The 19230-nt window shown below is 70.1% G+C and carries 18 protein-coding genes; 8 read left to right on the top strand and 10 right to left on the bottom strand.

What is annotated here, in order from left to right:
* Nucleotides 1-93 precede the first annotated feature (93 nt).
* The 4 genes from ABD830_RS33875 to ABD830_RS33860 all read right to left on the bottom strand — a co-directional run bounded on the left by ABD830_RS33875 (nt 94) and on the right by ABD830_RS33860 (nt 3729).
* Complete coding sequence (locus tag ABD830_RS33875) at nt 94-933, bottom strand: LLM class flavin-dependent oxidoreductase (RefSeq protein WP_344996785.1); 840 nt, start codon at nt 931-933, stop codon at nt 94-96.
* A complete protein-coding gene (locus tag ABD830_RS33870; protein ID WP_344996782.1) occupies nt 930-1760 on the bottom strand; it encodes a GNAT family N-acetyltransferase in 831 nt (276 codons plus the stop codon). Before ABD830_RS33870 ends, ABD830_RS33875 begins: the two co-directional genes overlap by 4 nt.
* A gap of 131 nt (nt 1761-1891) precedes the next feature.
* A complete protein-coding gene (locus tag ABD830_RS33865; RefSeq protein WP_344996779.1) occupies nt 1892-2239 on the bottom strand; it encodes an STAS domain-containing protein in 348 nt (115 codons plus the stop codon).
* A 35-nt stretch (nt 2240-2274) separates the two neighbouring features.
* The gene (locus ABD830_RS33860) at nt 2275-3729 is read right to left on the bottom strand and encodes an LCP family protein (RefSeq protein WP_344996776.1); all 1455 of its coding nucleotides are present in this window, start codon (nt 3727-3729) and stop codon (nt 2275-2277) included.
* Nucleotides 3730-3809: 80 nt separating this feature from the next.
* Here ABD830_RS33860 and ABD830_RS33855 point away from each other — a divergent pair, with 80 nt between their 5' ends.
* Complete coding sequence (locus ABD830_RS33855) at nt 3810-4829, top strand: glycosyltransferase family 2 protein (protein ID WP_344996773.1); 1020 nt, start codon at nt 3810-3812, stop codon at nt 4827-4829.
* Here ABD830_RS33855 and ABD830_RS33850 read toward each other — a convergent pair.
* The gene (locus tag ABD830_RS33850) at nt 4824-6560 is read right to left on the bottom strand and encodes a CDP-glycerol glycerophosphotransferase family protein (protein WP_344996770.1); all 1737 of its coding nucleotides are present in this window, start codon (nt 6558-6560) and stop codon (nt 4824-4826) included. The genes ABD830_RS33855 and ABD830_RS33850 overlap by 6 nt on opposite strands.
* Nucleotides 6561-6619: 59 nt before the next feature.
* A complete protein-coding gene (locus tag ABD830_RS33845) occupies nt 6620-7369 on the bottom strand; it encodes an IspD/TarI family cytidylyltransferase (protein ID WP_344996767.1) in 750 nt (249 codons plus the stop codon).
* 99 nt (nt 7370-7468) lie between these two features.
* On the opposite strand from ABD830_RS33845, the gene ABD830_RS33840 reads away from it, so the two are divergent.
* From ABD830_RS33840 to ABD830_RS33810, 7 genes are all read left to right on the top strand, one after another.
* Complete coding sequence (locus ABD830_RS33840) at nt 7469-8275, top strand: SAM-dependent methyltransferase (protein WP_344996764.1); 807 nt, start codon at nt 7469-7471, stop codon at nt 8273-8275.
* A 140-nt stretch (nt 8276-8415) separates the two neighbouring features.
* Nucleotides 8416-9831 carry a CDP-alcohol phosphatidyltransferase family protein gene (locus tag ABD830_RS33835; RefSeq protein ID WP_344996761.1) on the top strand — a complete coding sequence of 472 codons (1416 nt, stop codon included), beginning with the start codon at nt 8416-8418 and terminating at the stop codon, nt 9829-9831.
* A gap of 11 nt (nt 9832-9842) precedes the next feature.
* Nucleotides 9843-10451 carry a DUF5941 domain-containing protein gene (locus tag ABD830_RS33830; RefSeq protein ID WP_344996758.1) on the top strand — a complete coding sequence of 203 codons (609 nt, stop codon included), beginning with the start codon at nt 9843-9845 and terminating at the stop codon, nt 10449-10451.
* Nucleotides 10452-10528: 77 nt separating this feature from the next.
* The gene (locus ABD830_RS33825; RefSeq protein WP_344996755.1) at nt 10529-11263 is read left to right on the top strand and encodes a phosphocholine cytidylyltransferase family protein; all 735 of its coding nucleotides are present in this window, start codon (nt 10529-10531) and stop codon (nt 11261-11263) included.
* Nucleotides 11264-11291: 28 nt separating this feature from the next.
* The gene (locus ABD830_RS33820; protein WP_345002192.1) at nt 11292-12332 is read left to right on the top strand and encodes an iron-containing alcohol dehydrogenase family protein; all 1041 of its coding nucleotides are present in this window, start codon (nt 11292-11294) and stop codon (nt 12330-12332) included.
* Entirely contained in the window at nt 12310-13077 is a 768-nt protein-coding gene (locus tag ABD830_RS33815) for a CDP-alcohol phosphatidyltransferase family protein (RefSeq protein ID WP_344996752.1), read from the top strand. Before ABD830_RS33820 ends, ABD830_RS33815 begins: the two co-directional genes overlap by 23 nt.
* 185 nt (nt 13078-13262) lie before the next feature.
* Nucleotides 13263-14147, top strand: coding sequence for a glycosyltransferase family 2 protein (locus tag ABD830_RS33810; RefSeq protein ID WP_344996749.1), 885 nt, complete (start codon nt 13263-13265; stop codon nt 14145-14147).
* Between the two features lie 15 nt (nt 14148-14162).
* On the opposite strand, the gene ABD830_RS33805 is transcribed toward ABD830_RS33810, so the two are convergent.
* From ABD830_RS33805 to ABD830_RS33790, 4 genes are all read right to left on the bottom strand, one after another.
* Nucleotides 14163-14876, bottom strand: coding sequence for an acetoacetate decarboxylase family protein (locus ABD830_RS33805; RefSeq protein WP_344996746.1), 714 nt, complete (start codon nt 14874-14876; stop codon nt 14163-14165).
* 100 nt (nt 14877-14976) lie between these two features.
* Complete coding sequence (locus tag ABD830_RS33800) at nt 14977-15939, bottom strand: glycosyltransferase (RefSeq protein ID WP_344996743.1); 963 nt, start codon at nt 15937-15939, stop codon at nt 14977-14979.
* 56 nt (nt 15940-15995) lie between these two features.
* Entirely contained in the window at nt 15996-17372 is a 1377-nt protein-coding gene (locus tag ABD830_RS33795; protein WP_344996740.1) for an acyltransferase family protein, read from the bottom strand.
* A gap of 177 nt (nt 17373-17549) precedes the next feature.
* A complete protein-coding gene (locus tag ABD830_RS33790) occupies nt 17550-19202 on the bottom strand; it encodes an LCP family protein (protein WP_344996737.1) in 1653 nt (550 codons plus the stop codon).
* Nucleotides 19203-19230 lie beyond the last annotated feature (28 nt).

The following is a 19230-nucleotide window of genomic DNA, read 5'->3' as shown; positions in this document are numbered from 1 at the left end:
TTCCTCGCCCGCCATCGACCATCCGACCGACCGCCGGCCGCCCGCCATCGACCATTCGGCCATTGGCGGACGGCCACCCGCGGCCCTGCGACCTCAGAGGGCCGAGAGGAGCGCGGTGACGTGCTGGATCGGGTCCGAGCCGAGTGGCCGGACCGCGACCGTGCCGGCCCCGGCCGCCCACAGCGCCTTGACCTGCGCGGCCGCCGCCTCAGGAGAGCCCACGGCCATCACCACCTCCTCGGGCGCGACCCCGAGGAAGCCCGCCTGCCCCTCCACCATCGGACGCGTGACCTCCGCGAAGTCGGCCCCGGTGTGCAGGAACGTGAAGACCACCAGCTCGTGGTCGGCGTCGCCCCCGATCTGGTCCAGGATGCCGGGCAGCTGCGCGGGCCCGACGCCCTCCGGCAGGATCGTGCCCTGGGCGACCCGGCCCGACAGCGCCAGCGAGCGCGGCCCCTTCACCCCGGCCAGCACGGGCGGCGGCACGGCCGGCGGGTGCACCAGGGACACCCCGTCCAGGTGGACGGACTTTCCGTGCAGGGTGACCGTCTCGCCGCGCAGCAGCGCGCGTACGGCCGTGATGGTCTCCTCCAGGAGGGTCAGCGGCGACGGCGGGGCGGCGCCCACCTGGCGCATCCAGTCGCCCACGCCGTGCCCGATGCCGGCGGCCAGCCGGCCGGGATGCACCCTGGCCAGGTTGGCCAGCTCCATCGCCAGCAGCATCGGGTTACGCAGGGGAGCGGGCGTGATGCCGATGCCGACGCGCAGCCTGGAGGTGACGGCGAGCGCGGTGGCCGCGGCCGAGATGCCGCCGGTCCACCCGAGGTCCTCCACCACCCAGAGGTCGTCCACGGACGTCTCGTCGAGTGCTCTGGCGAACGGGATCAGCCGCTCGGGCGGCAGGTCCCGGTCGAACATGACGCCAAGTCTCACGATGCCCTCCAGTAATAGCGGAACAACCGGCCGACCTCCGAGTATCCAGCACGCAGGAAGGCGTTGGCAGTGGGGACGTTGGCGAGGTCAGTGGCGGCGACGATGCGCTGCAGGCCGGCCTCGGCGAGCGTGCGCGTGCCCCTGGCCAGGAGGTCGTCGACGTAGCCGTGGCCGCGGTGCTCGGGCACGACGCCGATGTAGGCGATCGAGTGGTCGTCGGGGGCCACCAGGCCGACGGGGGAGTCGCCCAGGTAGCCGATGACGAACCAGTCGGGCTTGGCCTTCCGGTTGACGAGGTCGTCGTACATCCATCGGGCTTCGTGCTCGGCGCCCGCCGTGGCCACCTCGATCCGCGTGTCGTAGTCGAGCGAGCCCTCCGAGACGCGGACGAGGATGTCGATCACCTCGGCCGGGTCCATGCGGCGCGCCGGGTGGTACGTCAGGCGGCCGGGGTCGGGCGGGACATCCGTCCCTGTCACCCATTCGAGCATCAGCCGCTCGACCTCCATGGCGAACCCGGCCAGGGTCAGGGCCTCGTGCTCGACGGCGCGATCGACGACAGGGGTCAGGCCCGGCTTGAGGGAGATGTCGTAAATTATCTTGCTCAGACCCATCGTGCGCAGGCTGCTGCGCAGCAGCTCGGCCGCGGCGACGGGGTCGGGCCCCGGGTCGAACTGCCAGATGATCACTGGCTCCGAGCCGGCGAAGGGCGCCCAGAACGCGAGGCGGGCCTGCCCTTCCACGAAGCACCATTCAGGCCGGGTCCTGCCCTCGTCGAAGGCGGCCGCGAGCTGAGAGCGCCCTGGCTCGGGGAACTGGTCGAACAACGTGAAAGCCTCCGCACCTGAAAGGGCGCTCCCACGACGTCATGCGGTCGTGCTGAGGTGTGCCCGTGCTGACATGACCATGTTCTCGCACGTTCTCGCGCAAAGGCGATCAGCCGGGCCGCCCGCGGAGGTCAGGCGGCGTTGCCGAAGGCCGAGCAGGCCTCTCCGAGGGATTCGCGCGTCTCGAAGTGCCGGTCGAGGTTGGTGATCGTCAGCAGGTGGCGGATCATGCCCGGGCCGAGCACCAGGATCAGGCGGCCCTTCACGCGCTGGACGTGGTTGAGCGTGGCCACCAGCACGCCGAGGCCCACGGAGTCGCAGAACGGTACCTCGGTCAGGTCGACGACGAGGTTGAGCGGATCGGCGGCCTCGATGGCCTCGTCGAGCTCGACTCGCAATCGGGGTGCTCCGGCAACGTCGAGATCTCCGACCACGCGCAGCACCATGCAGGGGTCTTCCCGCCACGATCTGACCACCATGGGCCATCACCTGCCCGATATGCCGCTCGTTATTGTTATTTCTTACATATATTTTCCATTGCCGTCTTCGTCGTGCTTGTAACACTCGGCGTCGAGGATGGTTGGGAAGCGGACTTCGGTTTCGCGATTTTCGGCTGGTCACTACCGAGAATCACCTCGATGCCCTCGAGGTCCGCCTTGCGAAGCTCCGCCCCCGGGATGGCGGCGGCCACGACCTTCGCCGAGTCCTCGCGGTCCGCGCCGTACCGGATGACCGTCTTCTTGTAGTCCTTCTTCGTCGTGTTGCCGGGCTCGCCGGGGACCTTGAAGCCGTACGCGACCAGCGCCGCCTTGCTGCGGGCGCCGAGTCCCGTGATGAGCGTGCCGTTCTTGATCTTGAGCGTGATGCGCTCCGGCGGGACGGCGGAGTTCGTCGGCTTCGGGGAGGGCGACGGGGTTGCGGGCTTGGCCAGGTCCTGGTCGGCGTTGATCCTGGCGAACATGTCGCGGGCGGCCTGCTTGTCCCACAGCACCGCCGACTCGCCCGTGGGCGCCTTGAAGTCGACGTTGGCCAGCGGCACGTCGGCGAACTTCACGTCCTGGAGCGAGACGTCCCTCATCTGGGTCGCCAGGCCGAGCAGCCCGTCGTCGGGATCGACCTTGACCGTGCTCAGCGTGGAGTTGACGAACGCGGCCAGCTTGGTCGGGTTGGCCAGCGTGTCGGCGCTGAGCGCCCGGTTGAGCAGGGCCGAGATGACCTGCTGCTGCCGGTCGATGCGGTCGAGGTCGGAACGGGCCGTGGCGCGGGTGCGTGCGTAGCCGAGTGCCTGCACGCCCTGGAGCTGGTGGGTGCCCGCAGGCAGGTTGACCCCGGCCTTGGGGTCGTTGATCGGCACGGGCGTGCAGACGGTGACGCCGCCGAGGGAGTCGACGACGTCGATGAAGCCGAGGATGTTCACCTCGATGTAGCGGTTGATCTGCAGCCCGGTGGCGGCCTCCACGGCCTGCTTGGTGAGCTTGGGCCCGCCGAACTGGTACGCCGAATTGATCTTGTGGTCGCCCTTGCCGGGGATCGTCGTCCAGGTGTCGCGCGGCAGGCTGACCACGGTGACGCGCTTGTGGTCCGCCGACAGGTGGATGACCATCATGGTGTCGGTGCGCTGGCCGGCCTCGCGGCCCAGCTTGAGCTGGTTCTGCTGCTGGCGGGTGAGGTCGTCGCGCTTGTCGATGCCGACCAGCAGGATGTTCTCGGGGCCGTGGGCCGACGGCGGCGCCGACACGCCCGCGTCGACGGTGCCGATCTGCCGCGGGGTCGCCCACACCACGCCGGTGGTGACCAGGATCCCGGTGGACAGGAAGCCGGCGACGAGCACGTTGCGCCGGCGGGCCTTGGCACTCTTGAGCGGCCTGCGGGGGCGGGTGGGCGTGAGCTTGACGCCGCCGTAGGCGTCCCCGCCCACGAGCACGCCGGCGTCCTCCTCGCCCGCTACCTGCCCTCCCCCTTCGCGCATGCCGTCCCCCTCTTGTCACCCGGAGGATCGGGCTTTCGATTGCCCTCCTCCCCTGGTCGTACAGTAGCGTGAGCCCCGCCATGAAGCAGTTCCCCGACTCGCCGCAGGCCCCCGCGGAGACGCGTGCCTGGCCCCCCATTTCCGTCATCATGCCGGTCCTCAACGAGGAGCGGCACCTCCGCGAGGCCGTCGACCAGGTCCTCGCCCAGAGCTACCCAGGTGAGATCGAAGTCGTGCTCGCCGTGGGTCCGTCCCAAGACCGCACCCAGGAGGTCGCCGACGCCATCGCGGCGGCCGATCCCCGGGTGACCGTGGTCCCCAACCCGACCGGCCGCACCCCCAACGCGCTGAATGCCGCCATCGCCGCCTCGCGCAACGGCATCATCGCCAGGGTCGACGGCCATGCCATGCTGCCACCCGACTACCTGCGCGTCGCGGTCGAGACGCTGGAGGAGACGGGCGCCGACAACGTCGGCGGCATCATGGCGGCCGAGGGCGTCACGCCGTTCGAGCAGGCCGTCGCCTGCGCCATGACTTCCAAGATCGGCGTGGGCGCCGCCGCCTTCCACGTGGGTGGCACGCCCGGCCCCGCCGACACCGTCTACCTCGGCGTCTTCCGACGCTCGGCGCTTGACCGGGTGGGCGGCTACGACGAGCACTTCCAGCGTGCCCAGGACTGGGAGATGAACCACCGCATCCGCCAGAGCGGCGGCCTGGTCTGGTTCCAGCCGCGCATGCGGGTCTCCTACCGGCCCCGGCCCAACGCCAAGGCGCTGGCCAAGCAGTACTTCCACTACGGCCGGTGGCGGCGGGTGGTCTCGCGCACCCATGAGGGCACGATCAACCTGCGCTACCTCGCGCCGCCCGCCGCGGTGCTGGCCATGCTGCTGGGGCTGGTCGTCTCGCCGTTCTTCCCCTGGTCGCTCGTCATCCCGGGGGGCTACGCGGTCGCCATAGCGGCGGGCTCGGTGCTCACCGGCTCCGGGCTGCCCGGGGCGGCGCTGCTGCGGCTGCCCGTCGTGTACGCGACCATGCACTGCTCCTGGGGCTGGGGCTTCCTCACGAGTCCGAAGAAGCTGGCCAGGCCGCCCGGCTCATGATTCCCCGAAGACCCGTTCGATCGCCGCGTCGAAGCGGGTCAGCGCGTCCGGGGTCTCCGGTCCGAGCAGATAGGTCCTCAGCTTGACCCTGGCACGGGCGAGCGTGTCCTCCCCGTCGAGGAGGTCCGCGAGCCCGGCCAGGTCCGTCCCGAGCAGCACGCCCGCCTCGGTGCTCGGATAGCGCTCGTGGAAGGCCTGCTCGGGCAGGCCCGAGACGTTCGTCACCGCGTACGGCTTCTCGCTGGCCAGGAAGTCGGCCACGACGCTGGAGATGTCGCTGATCAGCAGGTCGCACTGGTTGAAGCAGTCGTACAGGTGCGGCTCCGGCCCGGTGACGATCAGATGCTCGATCCGCGGCGTCTCCCCGGACGCCTGCGAAGGGTGCCTGGCCTTCGACTTGGCCAGCTCGGCCGCCTCGATCATGGTCACGATCTTCTTGTGCGCGCGGGTCGCGCGCTTGTCGCGGTGGCCGGTCAGCGGGTGCGGCTTGTAGATCACGCGCAGCCGCGGCCGGTGGTCGAGCAGCGCCCGCACGATGCGCGGGCCCATGGTGATCAGCGAGGTGTGGAACAGGTCGTCGTTCCAGCCCTCCCAGGTGGGGGCGTACAGGACGGTGCGGTACGGCAGCTCGGGCCCCCGCGTCGAGATGCCTTCGAGCTGCGGCCGGCCGACCTCGTGGACGTTCTCGTCCCTGACGCCCACCTTGGCCCGGCGGTAGCGGTCGCGGCCCGCGGGCCCGGCCACCCACACCTCGTCGTACACCCGCGAGAACGGGTTGAACGAGGCCTCCTTGTCGCTGTCGCCGTGGTTGAGGAACGCGCTGCGCAGGTGCGGGATGCGCAGCATGTGGACGTTCCTGCCGACGTTGGCGACGTACAGGCAGAGCTTGGCGCTGGACAGGGCGCGGAAACTCATCAGGTCGGCCGCCGACGGGATGCACACCATCGGCAGCGTGGTCGATTCGAGGTGGCCGGCCATGCCGCGCTCGCGCAGCACGACGATGGCGCGCCGGCCGATGCGCTCGAGCGTGGGCAGCCACATCCTGGCCTGGTAGGCGGCCGCGGTGGCGCCGGAGAAGTACAGGATGACCTCGGGGCGGTACCTCTCGACCTGCTCGCCGACGACCGTCAGGACTTTGGCCCGGTCGGTGAGGGGGGTGGCGCGCCGCACGTACGGGATGAGCGCCAGCGCCCCCGCGGCGCCCAGCGCGAGCGCCAGGACGGCGCCGATCGTGGCGGGTCCGACGCCTGCGGCCGCGCCGAGCACGGGCAGGGCGTCCAGGTAGAGGAAGGGCACGCTACGGCTGTCACGCAGGTACGGGGGCGGCATCTTCGGGATGCGCAGCGCCGAGACGTCGAGGTTGCGGGTGGTCACCGGCATCCTGCTGAGCATCCCCTTGAGCCGCAGGGCCAGCCCGGTGTGCCCGGCGCGCACCACGTGGATCGCGAACATCCCGGCCGCCAGCGCCATGAACCACGGCGAGTCCACCCCCGCGGTCCGCGCCACCAGCAGCAGCGCCATCGTCTCCCTGGCCGCGAAGCGCAGCGTGGTCCCCAGATGCACCCTGCCGAGCAGCTCGGGCAGCGGCCTGGCCGCGCGCGCGGTCACGTACTCCATGACGTAGGAGAGCGCGGCGACCGCCCCGAACACCGCCGGCGCCGGCCAGAGGGCCGCCACCAGCAGCACGAGGTAGCCGCCGAGCAGGGCCGCGATCGCGATGAGTCTCCTCATGTGTTCGCACGGTAGCAATCGGCAGGTCAAGCGCCGTTCACGAGAACGTCTGCGACGTATCAGGGCAAGTCGGAGATCGACGGAGTTGCGGCGAGCTGGAAGAGCAGCTCGGCGATCCGCAGGTCGGCGGGGTGGGTGACCTTGATGTTCTGCTCGCTGCCCGGCACGAGGTGGATCGGCACGTCGGGCAGGTAGCGCAGCACCACGCCGCAGTCGTCGGTGGCCGGCCGGGAGGCGAAGCCGGGGTCGGCGAGCGCCCGCTCGTACGCCTCGCGGATCACCGAGAGGCGGAAGCACTGCGGCGTCTGGCTGCGCCGCAGCACCGAACGGTCCAGCACCTCGCCGATCACCTCGCCGTCGGGCGCCGGAACGGCCACCAGGACCGTGTCGGAGCTCGGGATCGCCACGTTGACGGCCCGATGCGTCTCCAGCGCCTTGACGCACTCGGTGATGATCCGGGGCTCCAGGAGGGGGCGTACGGCGTCGTGCAGCAGCACGTTGCACTCCTCGGCGCCCAGCGCCTGAAGGGCCAGCCACGTGCTCTCGGTACGGCTCGCGCCCCCGTCCACGACCTTGCCGACCTTGTCGTATCCGCCCTTGGCCACGATCTCGCGGATCCGGTCCGCGTAGCCCGGCGTCATCAGCACCACGATCTCGTCGATCTCCGGCGCCTCCTGGAACACCGCCAGCGAGTGCTCGATGATCGTCTTTCCCGCGACCTCGATGAGCTGCTTGGGCCTGCCCAGCCCGATCCGCTGCCCCACGCCGCCCGCGAGAAGCACCCCGACCGACCGCAACCGTGAATCCATATCGGCAGCGTAAGCCAGGTCGGCCGGACAAAGCCCACCGAGCGCTGCCCGGTTTGCTATCGTGATCTTGGATATGTCCGGACGCGCCGAGGAGGTCGCATGACGACGGAAAACGCCCCGAACATCCCGTTAGGTGTGCCAACGGCCGCGCGCATGTACGACGAAGCGCTCGGCGGCAAGGACCACTTCGAGGTGGATCGGGCGGCCAACGCGAAGCTGTACCAGGTCATCGGCGAGAACCGGGTGCGCTCCACCGCGCTGGAGAACCGCCGCTTCCTCGGGCGCGCGGTGCGGTACCTGTCGCAGGAGTGCGGCATCCGCCAGTTCCTCGATGTCGGCTCGGGGCTGCCGACCGCCCGCAACACCCACCAGATCGCCAAGGAGGCCGACCCGGGCTCGCGGGTCGTCTACGTCGACGTCGATCCGATCGTCGCCGTGCACGGCAGGGCGCTGCTGGCCGACAACTCCACCAAGATCGTCACCGCGGACATGCGCGAGCCCGAGAACATCCTGGACAACGCCCAGGTCAATGGGTTCCTCGACTTCAGCGAGCCGATCGCGGTGCTGTTCGTCGCGGTGTTCCACTTCGTCACCCCGGCCGAGGACCCCTCCCGGATCGTGGCGGCCTTCCGCGAACGGCAGGCGCCGGGTTCGTACGTGGCGATCTCCCACCTGACCACCGATGGGATGTCGGAGAAGGAACAGCAAGGGTGGTACGCCGGGTTCGCCGGCGCGACGGTGCCCCTCGTGCTCAGGGAGGAAAAGGAGATCCTCCGCCTTTTCGACGGCTACGAGCTCGTCGAACCCGGTCTGGTGCGCCCGTGCGACTGGCACCCGGAGGATGACGGGTCGCCCCGCACCACCTCCTTGTTCGGCGGCGTCGGCCGGCTCGCGCGCGCTTCCTGAAGGCTCAGCCCCGCAGGCGCGCACTTTTACCGGCAGGCGCAACGGTCTCGTTCCGTGATATCGGCGTGCCCTGTGGCTACGCTGTGGCTACGCACCCCCAAGCCACGCGGCTCCCGTGCGACCGGGAGGAGACCTGCGCTTTGCCTGACTCATTGACCCGCGAGAGCACGGCCACGTCGGTCGTCCTGCTCGCGACGACCCCGGCATGCAAGCTCTCCTGTGCCGACGGCACGCTGCTCGACCGCGTCACGGACCAGCTCGCCACGCTGCCCGTCCGCGAGATCCAGGTGGTGACCCCCGGCGGCGGCCTCGCGGCCGACCTCCGCGGCATCGCCAAGATCGCCCGCATCTCGGCCGGCACCGTGGCCGTGCTCCCCGCCGACCTTGTGGCCCACACCGAGGCGCTGGCGCTCCTGCTCGACCACCCCGCCCGCGACAGCGCGGCCCTGGTCTCCTACGAGGCGGCAGCGGCGCCCATGCGGCCCCCCGTACGCGTGGAAGGCGGCGAGATCGTCGCCGCGGGCAGCTCCTTCCACGTCGTCCCCGAGGCGAACGCCACGTTCAGAGGCGTGCTCCAGGCGGGCGAGTCCGACCTGGCCGCGCTGGCCGACATCGCGGAGGAGCTGGCCGAGCTGGCCGACACGGGCAAGCTGGGCCCGGTCACCCCCGTCGAGGCGGTCGATCTGCTGCTGGTCGGGCTGGTCAGGTCGGGCGTGGCGGTGCGGGCGGCCGGGCTCGGGCCGCTGCACGCCGACCGGGTGGCCGGCCAGAACGCCGCAGACGCCGCCGTCACCAGGCTGGCCGAGGTGGACGAGGCCAGGGTCAGGCTCGACCTGTCGATCAAGGAGAACGACGGCTTCTTCGCGACCTTCTTCGTCTCCACCTGGACGCGCCACCTGATCAAGCCGGCGGTGCTGATCAAGGTCGCCCCCAACACCGTCACCGGCGCCTCGATCGGGCTGGCCGGGCTGGCCGCCGTGTGGTTCTCGGCGGGCACGCAGGGCGGCCGGCTGGCGGGGGCGCTGCTGTTCTACCTGTCGTTCGCGCTCGACTGCCTCGACGGGCAGCTCGCCCGCTACACGCGTACGTTCTCGCCGCTCGGCGCCTGGGCCGACGGCATGGCCGACAGGGCGAAGGAGTACGTCGTCTACGTCGGCCTGGCCATCGGCTTCGGCGGCGACGAGATCTGGCGCCTCGCCGTGGCCGCCATGATCCTCCAGGTGGTCCGGCACACCATCGACGTCACGTACGCGGGGGCCGTCGCCGACGCGGGCCGCGTGGGGGCGCTGTGGGGCCGTCCCGCGCGTTCCCTGCTGGAGTCGGCCGACGGCGGTCATGCCAAGGGCGTGCTCCGGCTGGCCCAGCGGATGGAGCGCGACACGGTCGTCCGCTGGCTCAAGAAGATGATCGCGCTGCCGATCGGCGAGCGCACGGCACTGATCGCGATCACCGCCGCGATCTGGAGCGCCAGGGTCACGTTCCTGTCGCTGCTCTGCTGGGGCGGCGTGGCGGCCCTCTACCAGCTCGGCGGGCGGATCGCGAGGTCGGCACGGTGACATCCACCCACATGACACCCGTTCCCAGCGGCACGGTCGTGGCCTACCGCGACGACGGACCGCTTTCGCGCGCCATGGGACTGCTCGTGGCCGGGCAGCTCCCGCCGCTGCCGCCGGTGATCGCGGGCACGTTCGTGACCGCGGTGCTGCTGATGCTGGGCGTGGCGGGCACGGACGGGCTCGCGGTGTTCGCGCCCGCGGTGACGCTGCTGCTGGCCGGGCCGGGGAGCACGCACGCGCACGACGGCAGGTTCGACTGGCTCGTGCCGCCGATCCTGCGGGTCATCGAGTACACCTTCGTCGCGGCGTGCGGGTTCGCGCACGGGCTGCACCCCGTGCTGATCTTCCTCCTGCTCGGCGCACTGGCGTTCCACCATTATGATCTTGTTTACCGGCTCCGGCAGCGGATCTACCCGCCGCCGTGGCTGGCCACGTTCGGCCTCGGCTGGGACGGGCGGATGATGGCGGTCTCACTGATCGCCCTGTCCGGCTGGCTGGCCGCCGGCTACGTGCTGCTCGCGCTCTACCTGTGGGCGCTTTTCGGCTGGGAGAGCCTGACATGCTGGCTGGCCGCGCCCCGGTCCGGGGTGGAAGCGGCCGATGCGGGAACGCAAGACTAACCCCGGATTACCCGCAGAGGGTCTAAAGACGAATACTCTTTGGACCCACGAAGTCATGCTCTACCTAGGAGTGCACGTTGCTGGGAATGGTTCTGGCCGCTGGAGCCGGACGACGCCTGCGGCCGTACACCGACACGCTGCCCAAGGCGCTCGTGCCGGTCGACGGCGAAACCACGATCATGGACATCTCGCTGCGCAACCTCGCCGAGGTGGACCTGCGGGAGGTCGTGGTCGTCGTCGGTTACGCGGCGCAGGCCGTCCACGAGCGCAAGGAGGCCCTGGAGCGCCGGCACGGCGTCAAGCTCACCCTCGTCCACAACGACAAGGCCGAGGAGTGGAACAACGCCTACTCCCTGTGGTGCGCCCGCGACTACTTCTCCCAGGGCGCGCTGCTGGTCAACGGTGACACCGTGCACCCGGTCTCGGTCGAGAAGACGCTGCTGTCCGCTCCCGAGACGAGCGACATCCTGCTGGCCGTCGACAACGTGAAGAAGCTCGCCGACGAGGAGATGAAGGTCACGCTCTCGCCCGAGGGCTCGCTGCGGCGCATCACCAAGCTGATGGACCCGTCCGAGGCGTACGGCGAGTACATCGGCGCCACCCTCATCAGGCCCGGCGCCGCCGAGCGGCTGGCCGACGCGCTGAAGGCCACTTTCGAGCGCGACCCCCAGCTCTACTACGAGGACGGCTACCAGGAGATGGTCGAGCGCGGTGAAGTGATCCACACCGCGCCCATCGGCGAGGTCGACTGGGTCGAGGTGGACAACCACGACGACCTGGCGAAGGCTCGCACCATAGCCGTTCGCTACTGAGGGGGCGCGCATGCCGCTTCTAGCGAGGATGCTGCCGGCGCCGCTGACCATGCAGGTCAGGCGGGGCGCCGTGGCCGAGCTCGGCGCCCTGCTGGCCGACAGCCGCGTGGCGACCTCGGGCCGGGTCGCCGTGGCCGTCGGCCCCGGGCAGGGTGACCACATCGAGAGCCTGATCGCGCCCACGCTGGGCGAGGCCGAGGTGTTCCGGGTGGCCGACGGCACGGTCGACGCGGCCGTCTCGCTCGGCGCCGACCTGCGCAAGGCCGCCTACGAAGTCGTGGTGGGCGTCGGCGGCGGCAAGACCATCGACGTGACCAAGTACGCGGCCTCGCTCGCCGGCATCCCGATGGTCGCGGTGGCCACCAACCTCTCCCACGACGGCATCTGCTCGCCCACGGCCTCCTTGGTGTACGAGGGCGGCAAGGGGTCGTTCGGCGTGCCGATGCCGCTGGCCATCCTGGTCGACCTCGACTTCGTCCACAACGCGCCGGAGTCGCTGGTCAGGGCGGGCGTGGGCGACGTGGTGAGCAACCTGTCGGCCATCGAGGACTGGCAGCTCGGCAACACCGAGCGCGGCGAGCCCATCGACGGGCTGGCCTGCTCGATGGCCCGCACGGCCGCCGAGGCGCTCATCGGGCGTACGGACTCCATCGAGTCCGACGCGTTCCTGACCGTGCTGGCCGAGTCTCTCATCCTGTCCGGCATGTCGATGGTGGTCGCGGGCTCGTCCCGGCCCGCCAGCGGCGGAGACCATGAGATCATGCATGCCGTGGATCAGCTCTTCCCCGGCACCTCCAACCACGGCGAGCTCGCCGGCATCGGCGCCGCCTTCTGCTATTTCCTGCGGGAGGACGAGGCCCGGGTCGCGCAGGTCGCCGACTGCCTGCGCAGGCACGAGCTGCCCGTCGTGCCCGCCGACATCGGGCTGACGGTCCAGCAGTTCGCCGAGGCCGTCGCCCTGGCCCCGAGCACCCGTCCCGGCCGCTACACGATCCTGGAGCACCTGCGCATGCAGGACTCCGAGATCCACGATCGGGTGGGGGACTATGTCCGGGCCTTCGGTAGCTGAGCTGCGGCGGGTCGCCCAGCCCGCCGGCCACCTCGAGCGCAGGAACGGCGAGCACTGGGCAGGCGTGCTCTACATGCGCCAGCTGTCCATCTACGTCACCTGGCTGATGACCAAGACGTCCGTCACGCCCAACCAGCTCACCTGGGTGATGACGGTGGCCGGGATCGCCGGCGGCGTCGTGCTCGCCCTGCCGGGGCTGTGGGCCGCCGTGGCCGCCGCCCTGCTGATCCAGATCTACCTGCTGCTCGACTGCTCCGACGGCGAGCTGGCCCGCTGGACGGGGCAGACCTCGCTCGTCGGCGTCTACCTCGACCGTGTCGGCGCCTACTTCGCCGAGGCCGCGGTGCTCGTCGGCCTGGGCTGGCGGGCCTCGGCCGTCCTGCCCGACTGGTACACCGTGCTGGGCCTCGCCGGCGCGCTCGGCGCGATCCTCATCAAGGCCGAGACCGACCTGGTGGAGGTGGCGCGGGCCAAGGGCGGTCTCCAGTCCTCCACCGAGGCGTCGGTGGGACAGTTCCGCTCCGGGCTGCTGGGGCTGGGCAGGCGGGTGCTGTCCGCGACGAAGTTCCACCGGATCGTGCAGCCGATCGAGCTGTCCCTGCTCGCGCTGGCGGCCGCGGTGATCGACCCGTTCACCGACGGCCTGACGGCGACGCGGGTGCTGGTCGTCGCCTGTTTCGTCGCGGCCTGCCTACAGGTTGTCCTGCATTTGGTAAGCATCCTCGCCTCGAAGCGGCTGGCGTGATCTCATGTCGGAACCGGAAGAGGTCCTCGTCCGTCGTATTGATCGGACGTCCGCCGTTCGGTGGGGGTTCACTGTCGGTTCCGATACGCTTAGCCCCAGCCTTTCCATTACATGCAGACCAGCAGACTCGGTGATCATGAAAGAATGCTCCGCTCGTGTTCTCAACGCGTCAGGACAGTGATTCGTTGAAGATCTCGTGCGTCATCCTCACCATGGGCAACCGGGTCGCGGAGCTGAACCGGGCAGTCGAGTCCGCGCTCAACCAGATCGACGGCGACGTCGAGGTGGTGATCGTGGGCAACGGCGCCGACGTGCCCGAGCTGTCGGCGACGCCACCCGAGGGGTCGGCCGCGGTCGTGAAATCGATCCGGCTCGACCAGAACACGGGCATTCCCGCGGGCCGTAACCGGGGCGTGGAGGAGTGCTCGGGAGACGTCGTGCTGTTCCTCGACGACGACGGCTGGTATGCCAGCCAGAAGGTCGTCGCGCACGTGCGCGACCGCTTCGCCACCGAGCCGGACCTCGCGGTGATCTCCTTCCGGGTGATGGACCCCGACGGCGGCATCGGCCAGCGGCGCCACGTCCCGCGCCTGCGGGCGGGCGACCCGCAGCGCTCCTCGCCGGTCACGACGTTCCTCGGCGGCGCCTCGGCCATCAGGCGGTCGGCGTTCCTCCAGGTGGGCGGCCTGCCCGAGCGGTTCTTCTACGCCCATGAGGAGACCGACCTGGCCTGGCGGCTCCTGGGCGAGGGCTACCGCATCGAGTACGACGCCGAGACGGTGATGTACCACCCGCAGGTCCCGCCGACGCGGCACGCCGAGTTCTACCGGCTCAACGCGCGCAACCGGGTCTGGCTGGCGCGGCGCAACCTGCCGTGGCCGCTGGCGTTCCTCTACCTGACCAACTGGGTCGTGCTCACCCTCGTGCGCGAGCGCCGCTCGGGTGAGGCGATCAAGTCGTGGTTCGCCGGGTTCTTCGAGGGGCTGCGCACCCCGGCGGGGGAGCGGCGGCCCATGGCGTGGCGCACCGCCTGGCGCATGGTCAAGCTCGGCCGCCCGCCGATCGTCTGACACCGGTTGCCCGGCTCAGACCTCGACGGCTTCCCCGAAGGACATCGCGGCCCGCGTGACCGTGCTGGTGAACATCGCCCGCTTGGGCAGCCCCAGCTCGCTCAGCTCCTTGGCGATGGGATGGTTGCCCAGGCGGATCAGCGCGCCGCCGGGGCGCACCTTGGCCCCGCGGGCACGTACGGACCAGGGGACACGCCGCGTGATCCCGTCACGGTGGGTGTAGGCGTCCAGCGGCGCCATGACCGTGGCGCCCGGCGCGGGCACGCCCGCCTTGATCAGGATGTCCAGCACGAGCCTGCCGTCCTTGCGAAGGATGCACCGTTTGTACGGCGAGCCGAGCCGCAGCTCGATGTCCGCCAGCTCCTTCGGGAACCCCCACAGCGTCCGCCCGGCCTCCAGCGTGAACGACTGGTCCACCGGCAGCCAGTGCACGAACACCCCGGCCTGCCGCAGATCCCTCAGCCCTCCGGTCCCTGAGACGCCTGGAGGGCGCACCAGGAACGCCATGCCGAACTCGTGATAGGGATCGAGGTCGCCGTCTCGGTAGTCCACGAACAGCAGCACGCAGACGGCCTTGCCGGGCAGGATCTCGGCCACGTCGAGCCCGGAGTACGCGATCACCGCCCTGGCGGCGTCGGCGCGTACCGCGTAGAAGGCGCTGCAGACCTCCGCGTCCCGCACCCGCACCGGCATGGCCACGGTGCGGCCCTGGATGAGATGCGTTGCCATGCTTCCCAGTACATCAACCCGTCGGTCCTGTCGCCATTGCCGCCCCCGATGTCCTTCCGTGGTGCGGTGGCCGGCGCGTCTCCGCCAGGGCGTGGAGGGATCAGACGGCCAGGGCGTGGGCGGGGAGGCCGGCCCAGGACTCGGCGCGGCGTACGAAGGCGGCCGCGTGGTCCGGCCAGTGGTGGCGCAGGCGCGCCTCCGTGTGACCCAGCGCGCCGAGCCGGGCCCGCCGTGCCGGGTCCTCCTTCAGATCCAGTACGGCGTTCAGCACCGCGTCCACGTCCAGCGGCACCACGAGCCCGCACCCGGTGGCCTCGACCAGCGCGGAGCCCTGGGGCGTCGTGATCACCGGCAGCCCGCGCCCCATGTAGTCCATGATCTTGGTGGGCAGCGTCAGCACCGTGTCGTCGGCCAGCGAGAGACCGGCCAGCGCCCCCTCGGCCATCCGCAGCGCGTGCCGGTTGGGCACGTACCCGAACCAGTCGAGCAGCCCCACCCGCTGCGCGTCACGCAGGAGCGGACGGACCTCGCGGGCGGCGGCGCCGATGAGGTCGAGCCTGACGCCGTGCGGGATCAGCCGTTCGGCCAGCCCGATCAGCTCCGAGACGCCGCGCTCGGCCGAGAGACGGCCGATGTGCACGACCCTGGTGTCGCCGGGAGGAGGCGGGCTGGTCGACACCAGGGTCGCCTCGGGCACCACCGCGGGAGTGATCACCTGGTGGCGTCTTCCGGCCCTGACGAGCTGCTTGGGGGCCACCTGCTCGCGCACGTCCCAGACCACCGGAGGGCGCTTGTAGGGCAGCACGCGCAGCAGCCGGTGCTCGTGGACGATCAGCAGGTCCGCGTCCTTCACGCCGCGTCTGAGCGCCGTACGCGCCCTGCCGTACGAGGCGTGCCGCGCCACGTCGATCGCGGTGAGCCCCATGGCGGGGGTCACGTTGAAGTACGTGAACGGCGCGACGTAGGTGACCTCGTGGCCCGCGTCGAGCAGCGCCCTGATCTGCCGGTGCATGATCCGGGCGTCCTCGGGATGATGGACGGTCGTGGCGACACATACGCGCATGCGTCGATGCTCCGCGCCCACCAGGTCAAAGGCGTAAATACGGGTGAAACGGTCGCTTAACTTCGTGAGGGGCGACGATAGAGCCAGGTCAGGCGGGGCTCCAGCACCCACTTGAAGATCGTACGGGTCTCGGGCAGGCACAGCACGATCGCCAGCGCGAAGCAGCTCGAAGCGATCGCCAGCGCTCCCAGCGGTCCGAACAGCCACGGGAAGTCGAGCCAGCCCATCTCCTTGGCGACCAGCACGGGGATGCCGTGGAGCAGGTAGCAGTAGAGCGTGCGGGTGCCGAGGTCGGAGAACCACGTCTCACCCCTGGGCACCAGCGCCAGCACGGCGAAGCACATGGCCAGCGAGCACACCAGCAGGCCGCTGCGCAGGGCGAGCCCCATGTACCACGACAGGTGGAGGTCCTGGTAGCTGGCCTTGAAGTAGAACGGGTCGAGCGGCGCCTTCGGCGCGATGTAGATCGCCACCGCCGCCGCGCCGAGGACGGTGAGGGCCGCCAGGATCTTGATCCAGCGCCGGTTGAGCATCTCGAAGTGCTCGGGCTGCATCACCAGGCCGATCACGAAGAACGGAACGAGGCCGAAGAAGCGGTCCATGCTGAAGTCGCCCGAGATCTGCGAGAACCCGGCGAACAGGTAGATCGCGATCGCCACCGGCACGGGGAACTTCATCCGCTTCCACACCGGCGTGGACAGCCGCCAGAACAGCAGCGCCAGCAGATACCAGTTGAGCCAGGCCGGGTCGATGATCGTCAGGCTCCACTTCTGGCCCACCGAGGTACGGAGGATGGCGTAGCCGACCTCGACGATCACGTACGGGATGAGGAACGTGTCGACCAGCTTGTTGGTCTTCGCGTTGGAGTTCCAGAAGTTTCTGGACAGGTAGCCGCTGATGAGCACGAACAGCGGCATGTGGAACGTGTAGATGAAGATGTAGAGGGCCCGGTTGGAGCCGGCCGCGAGCGTCGGCACCAGCGCGTGGCCGATCGGCACCAGGGCGATCAGGACGAACTTGACGTTGTCGAGGAACGGGTCGCGCTTGCGCCTGGGCGGCTCGGCCTCGAGCTTCGGCTCGGGCTGCTGCTGGGGCCGGTCATCCGTCGTCGTCCGCGGCTGGGGTCGCTCCTTCGTGACCGTCGCCCGCGCGTCGTCCTTCACCGCGCCCTTCGAAGAGGTCTTCGCAGAGCCCTCCACCGCGCCCTTCGAAGGGGCCTCCTCTGGGCCCTTCGCCGGGCTCTTCGCAGGGGCCTTCACCACGGGCTGAGGCTCGGTGAGCTCCCCTGGCGCGACCCCGTGCGGGTCGGCGGCCTCGCTCCAGAACGCCTCCTCCGGCAGTGGCCAGCGGGCCCCCGTCTGGGCGGGGCCGCCGGCGTCCTCCTCGGGAGTCCGCGGAGTCGTGACCGATGGGGAGAATCTGGTGTCAGACACAGGGGAAGTCGCTCAGCTTCGCTCTCGGGGCCGGGGAACACGACGTCAACACGATCAGCGGATGCCTCTCGGCACCGTGTCGCGCTGCGTCGCCGACCCGCAACAGACTATCCCGCCCGCGCGGGTCCTGTCCCTCGCGCGGACGGAGAACACCCGATTCCACAGGGAACTTGGAGGTCAGGTGCAGGCGTTCTTCTGCTCGGACGCGGTGATGGTGCTGTTGTTGACGCTGTCGGGCAGCTTGGTCACCTTGACCGACTCGAAGTCCTCACCCACGACGAGCTGCATCACCGGAGTGCCCTTGGGTGCGGCGGTCGCGGGCGGGGCCGCGGCGGTGTACGGCTGAGGGTTGGTGACCGTGACCTTGCCCGCCGCCGGAGCGGGCTTGGGCACGACGGCTCCGGCCAGCGTGCTCGCGTGGTCGGGGGCCGTCTCGATGGTCTTGGCGTAGTGGATCTCGGTCTTGGCCAGGCTCTGGCCGCCCGCGGCCTCGTAGTTGCCCAGGCCGACGACGTTGAAGCCCTCCTTGGCGAGCTGGTCGGCGACCTCGCGCCCCTTGCCCACGGTCTTGGTGCCGTTGAGCACCTGGACCTTCACCTGCTCGGGCTTGATCGTGACCTTCGGCTTGGCGTCTGTGCCGGCGCTCGCGGACGGCGCCGGGGTGGCGACCTCGGTGTCGGTCTTGATCGAGGTGAACAGCTCGTTGGCGTCGGGCTGTCTCCAGACCACGCGGTTCTTGTCCTCGGGGTCGGGCCCCCACGGGATCGTCGTGAACTTGACGCCCCCCGCCGTCAGCTGCTTGGCGCTCATCGCGATGTTGATGAGCTGCTCGGTGTCGTTGGCCAGCTCGGGGTCCATGGTGACCGACTTGCCCGCGGCCGCGATGAAGTCCGTGAGCTTGCCGACGTCGGTGAGCAGCTCGCTGCTGGTGGCCTTGGCGACGACCTTGCTCAGGAAGATCTGCTGCCGCTTGATGCGCTGGATGTCGCTGCCGTCACCGTAGTGGCGCAGGCGCACGTACCCCAGGGCCTTCTCGCCGTTGAGCAGGCTCTTGCCCGGTGGCAGGACCAAGTGGGAGTTCTTGTCGTTGACGCCCGACTTCAGGCAGATCTCGATGCCGCCGAGCGCGTCCACGATGTTCTTGAAGCCGCTGAAGTCGACCTCGACGAAGTGGTTGACGCGGATGCCGGTGAGGGTCTCGATCGTGGAGATCGTGCAGGCGATGCCACCGGAGTTGTACGCCGAGTTGATCATGTCTCGGCGCGGGGGCATCTCCTGCTTGGTGGTCTCGTTCTTGCACTTGGGGATCTGCACCATCGAGTCGCGCGGGAAGCTGATCAGGCGTGCTTTGTCCCGGCCGGGGGAGAGGTGCATGAGGATGATCGTGTCGGTGCGCTTGCCGCCGGCGTCGGCCGTCCTGGCGAGCTGCTGGCCGTACTTCGCGTTGCCCTTGCCCGCGCGGGTGTCGGAGCCCACGAGCAGGACGTTGAGCGCTCCGGTCTCCGGCGGCCTCGGGTTGAGGATGTCGCTGTTGACGCTCTTCTTGTTGATGTTGCCGAGGGCGTCGCGATAGACCGTGTAGCCGGTCAGCGCGCCGGCCACCATGACCGTGGTGAGGCCGATGCTGACCCAGGCGAGGATCCGCATCTTGTTCTGGCCACCGCCGCCGCCGCCACCGCCGCGGTGACCGCGCGCCGACCGGTCGTCGGGCGGTGGCGGAGGCGGCGCGGAAGCGGCCGCTCTGCGTGCCATCCTGCTGCCGGGCTGGGTGGGGGCACCCCTGTAGCCCTGCCCGGTGTCGACTACGGGCACGCTCCTGTAGTCAGTCATACGTCCCCTAGCCTCGCTTCTTGCGCCT

It is taken from the genome of Nonomuraea helvata, from assembly GCF_039535785.1.
Lineage (GTDB): Bacteria > Actinomycetota > Actinomycetes > Streptosporangiales > Streptosporangiaceae > Nonomuraea > Nonomuraea helvata.
This window is presented reverse-complemented; position numbering and strand designations above follow the sequence as displayed.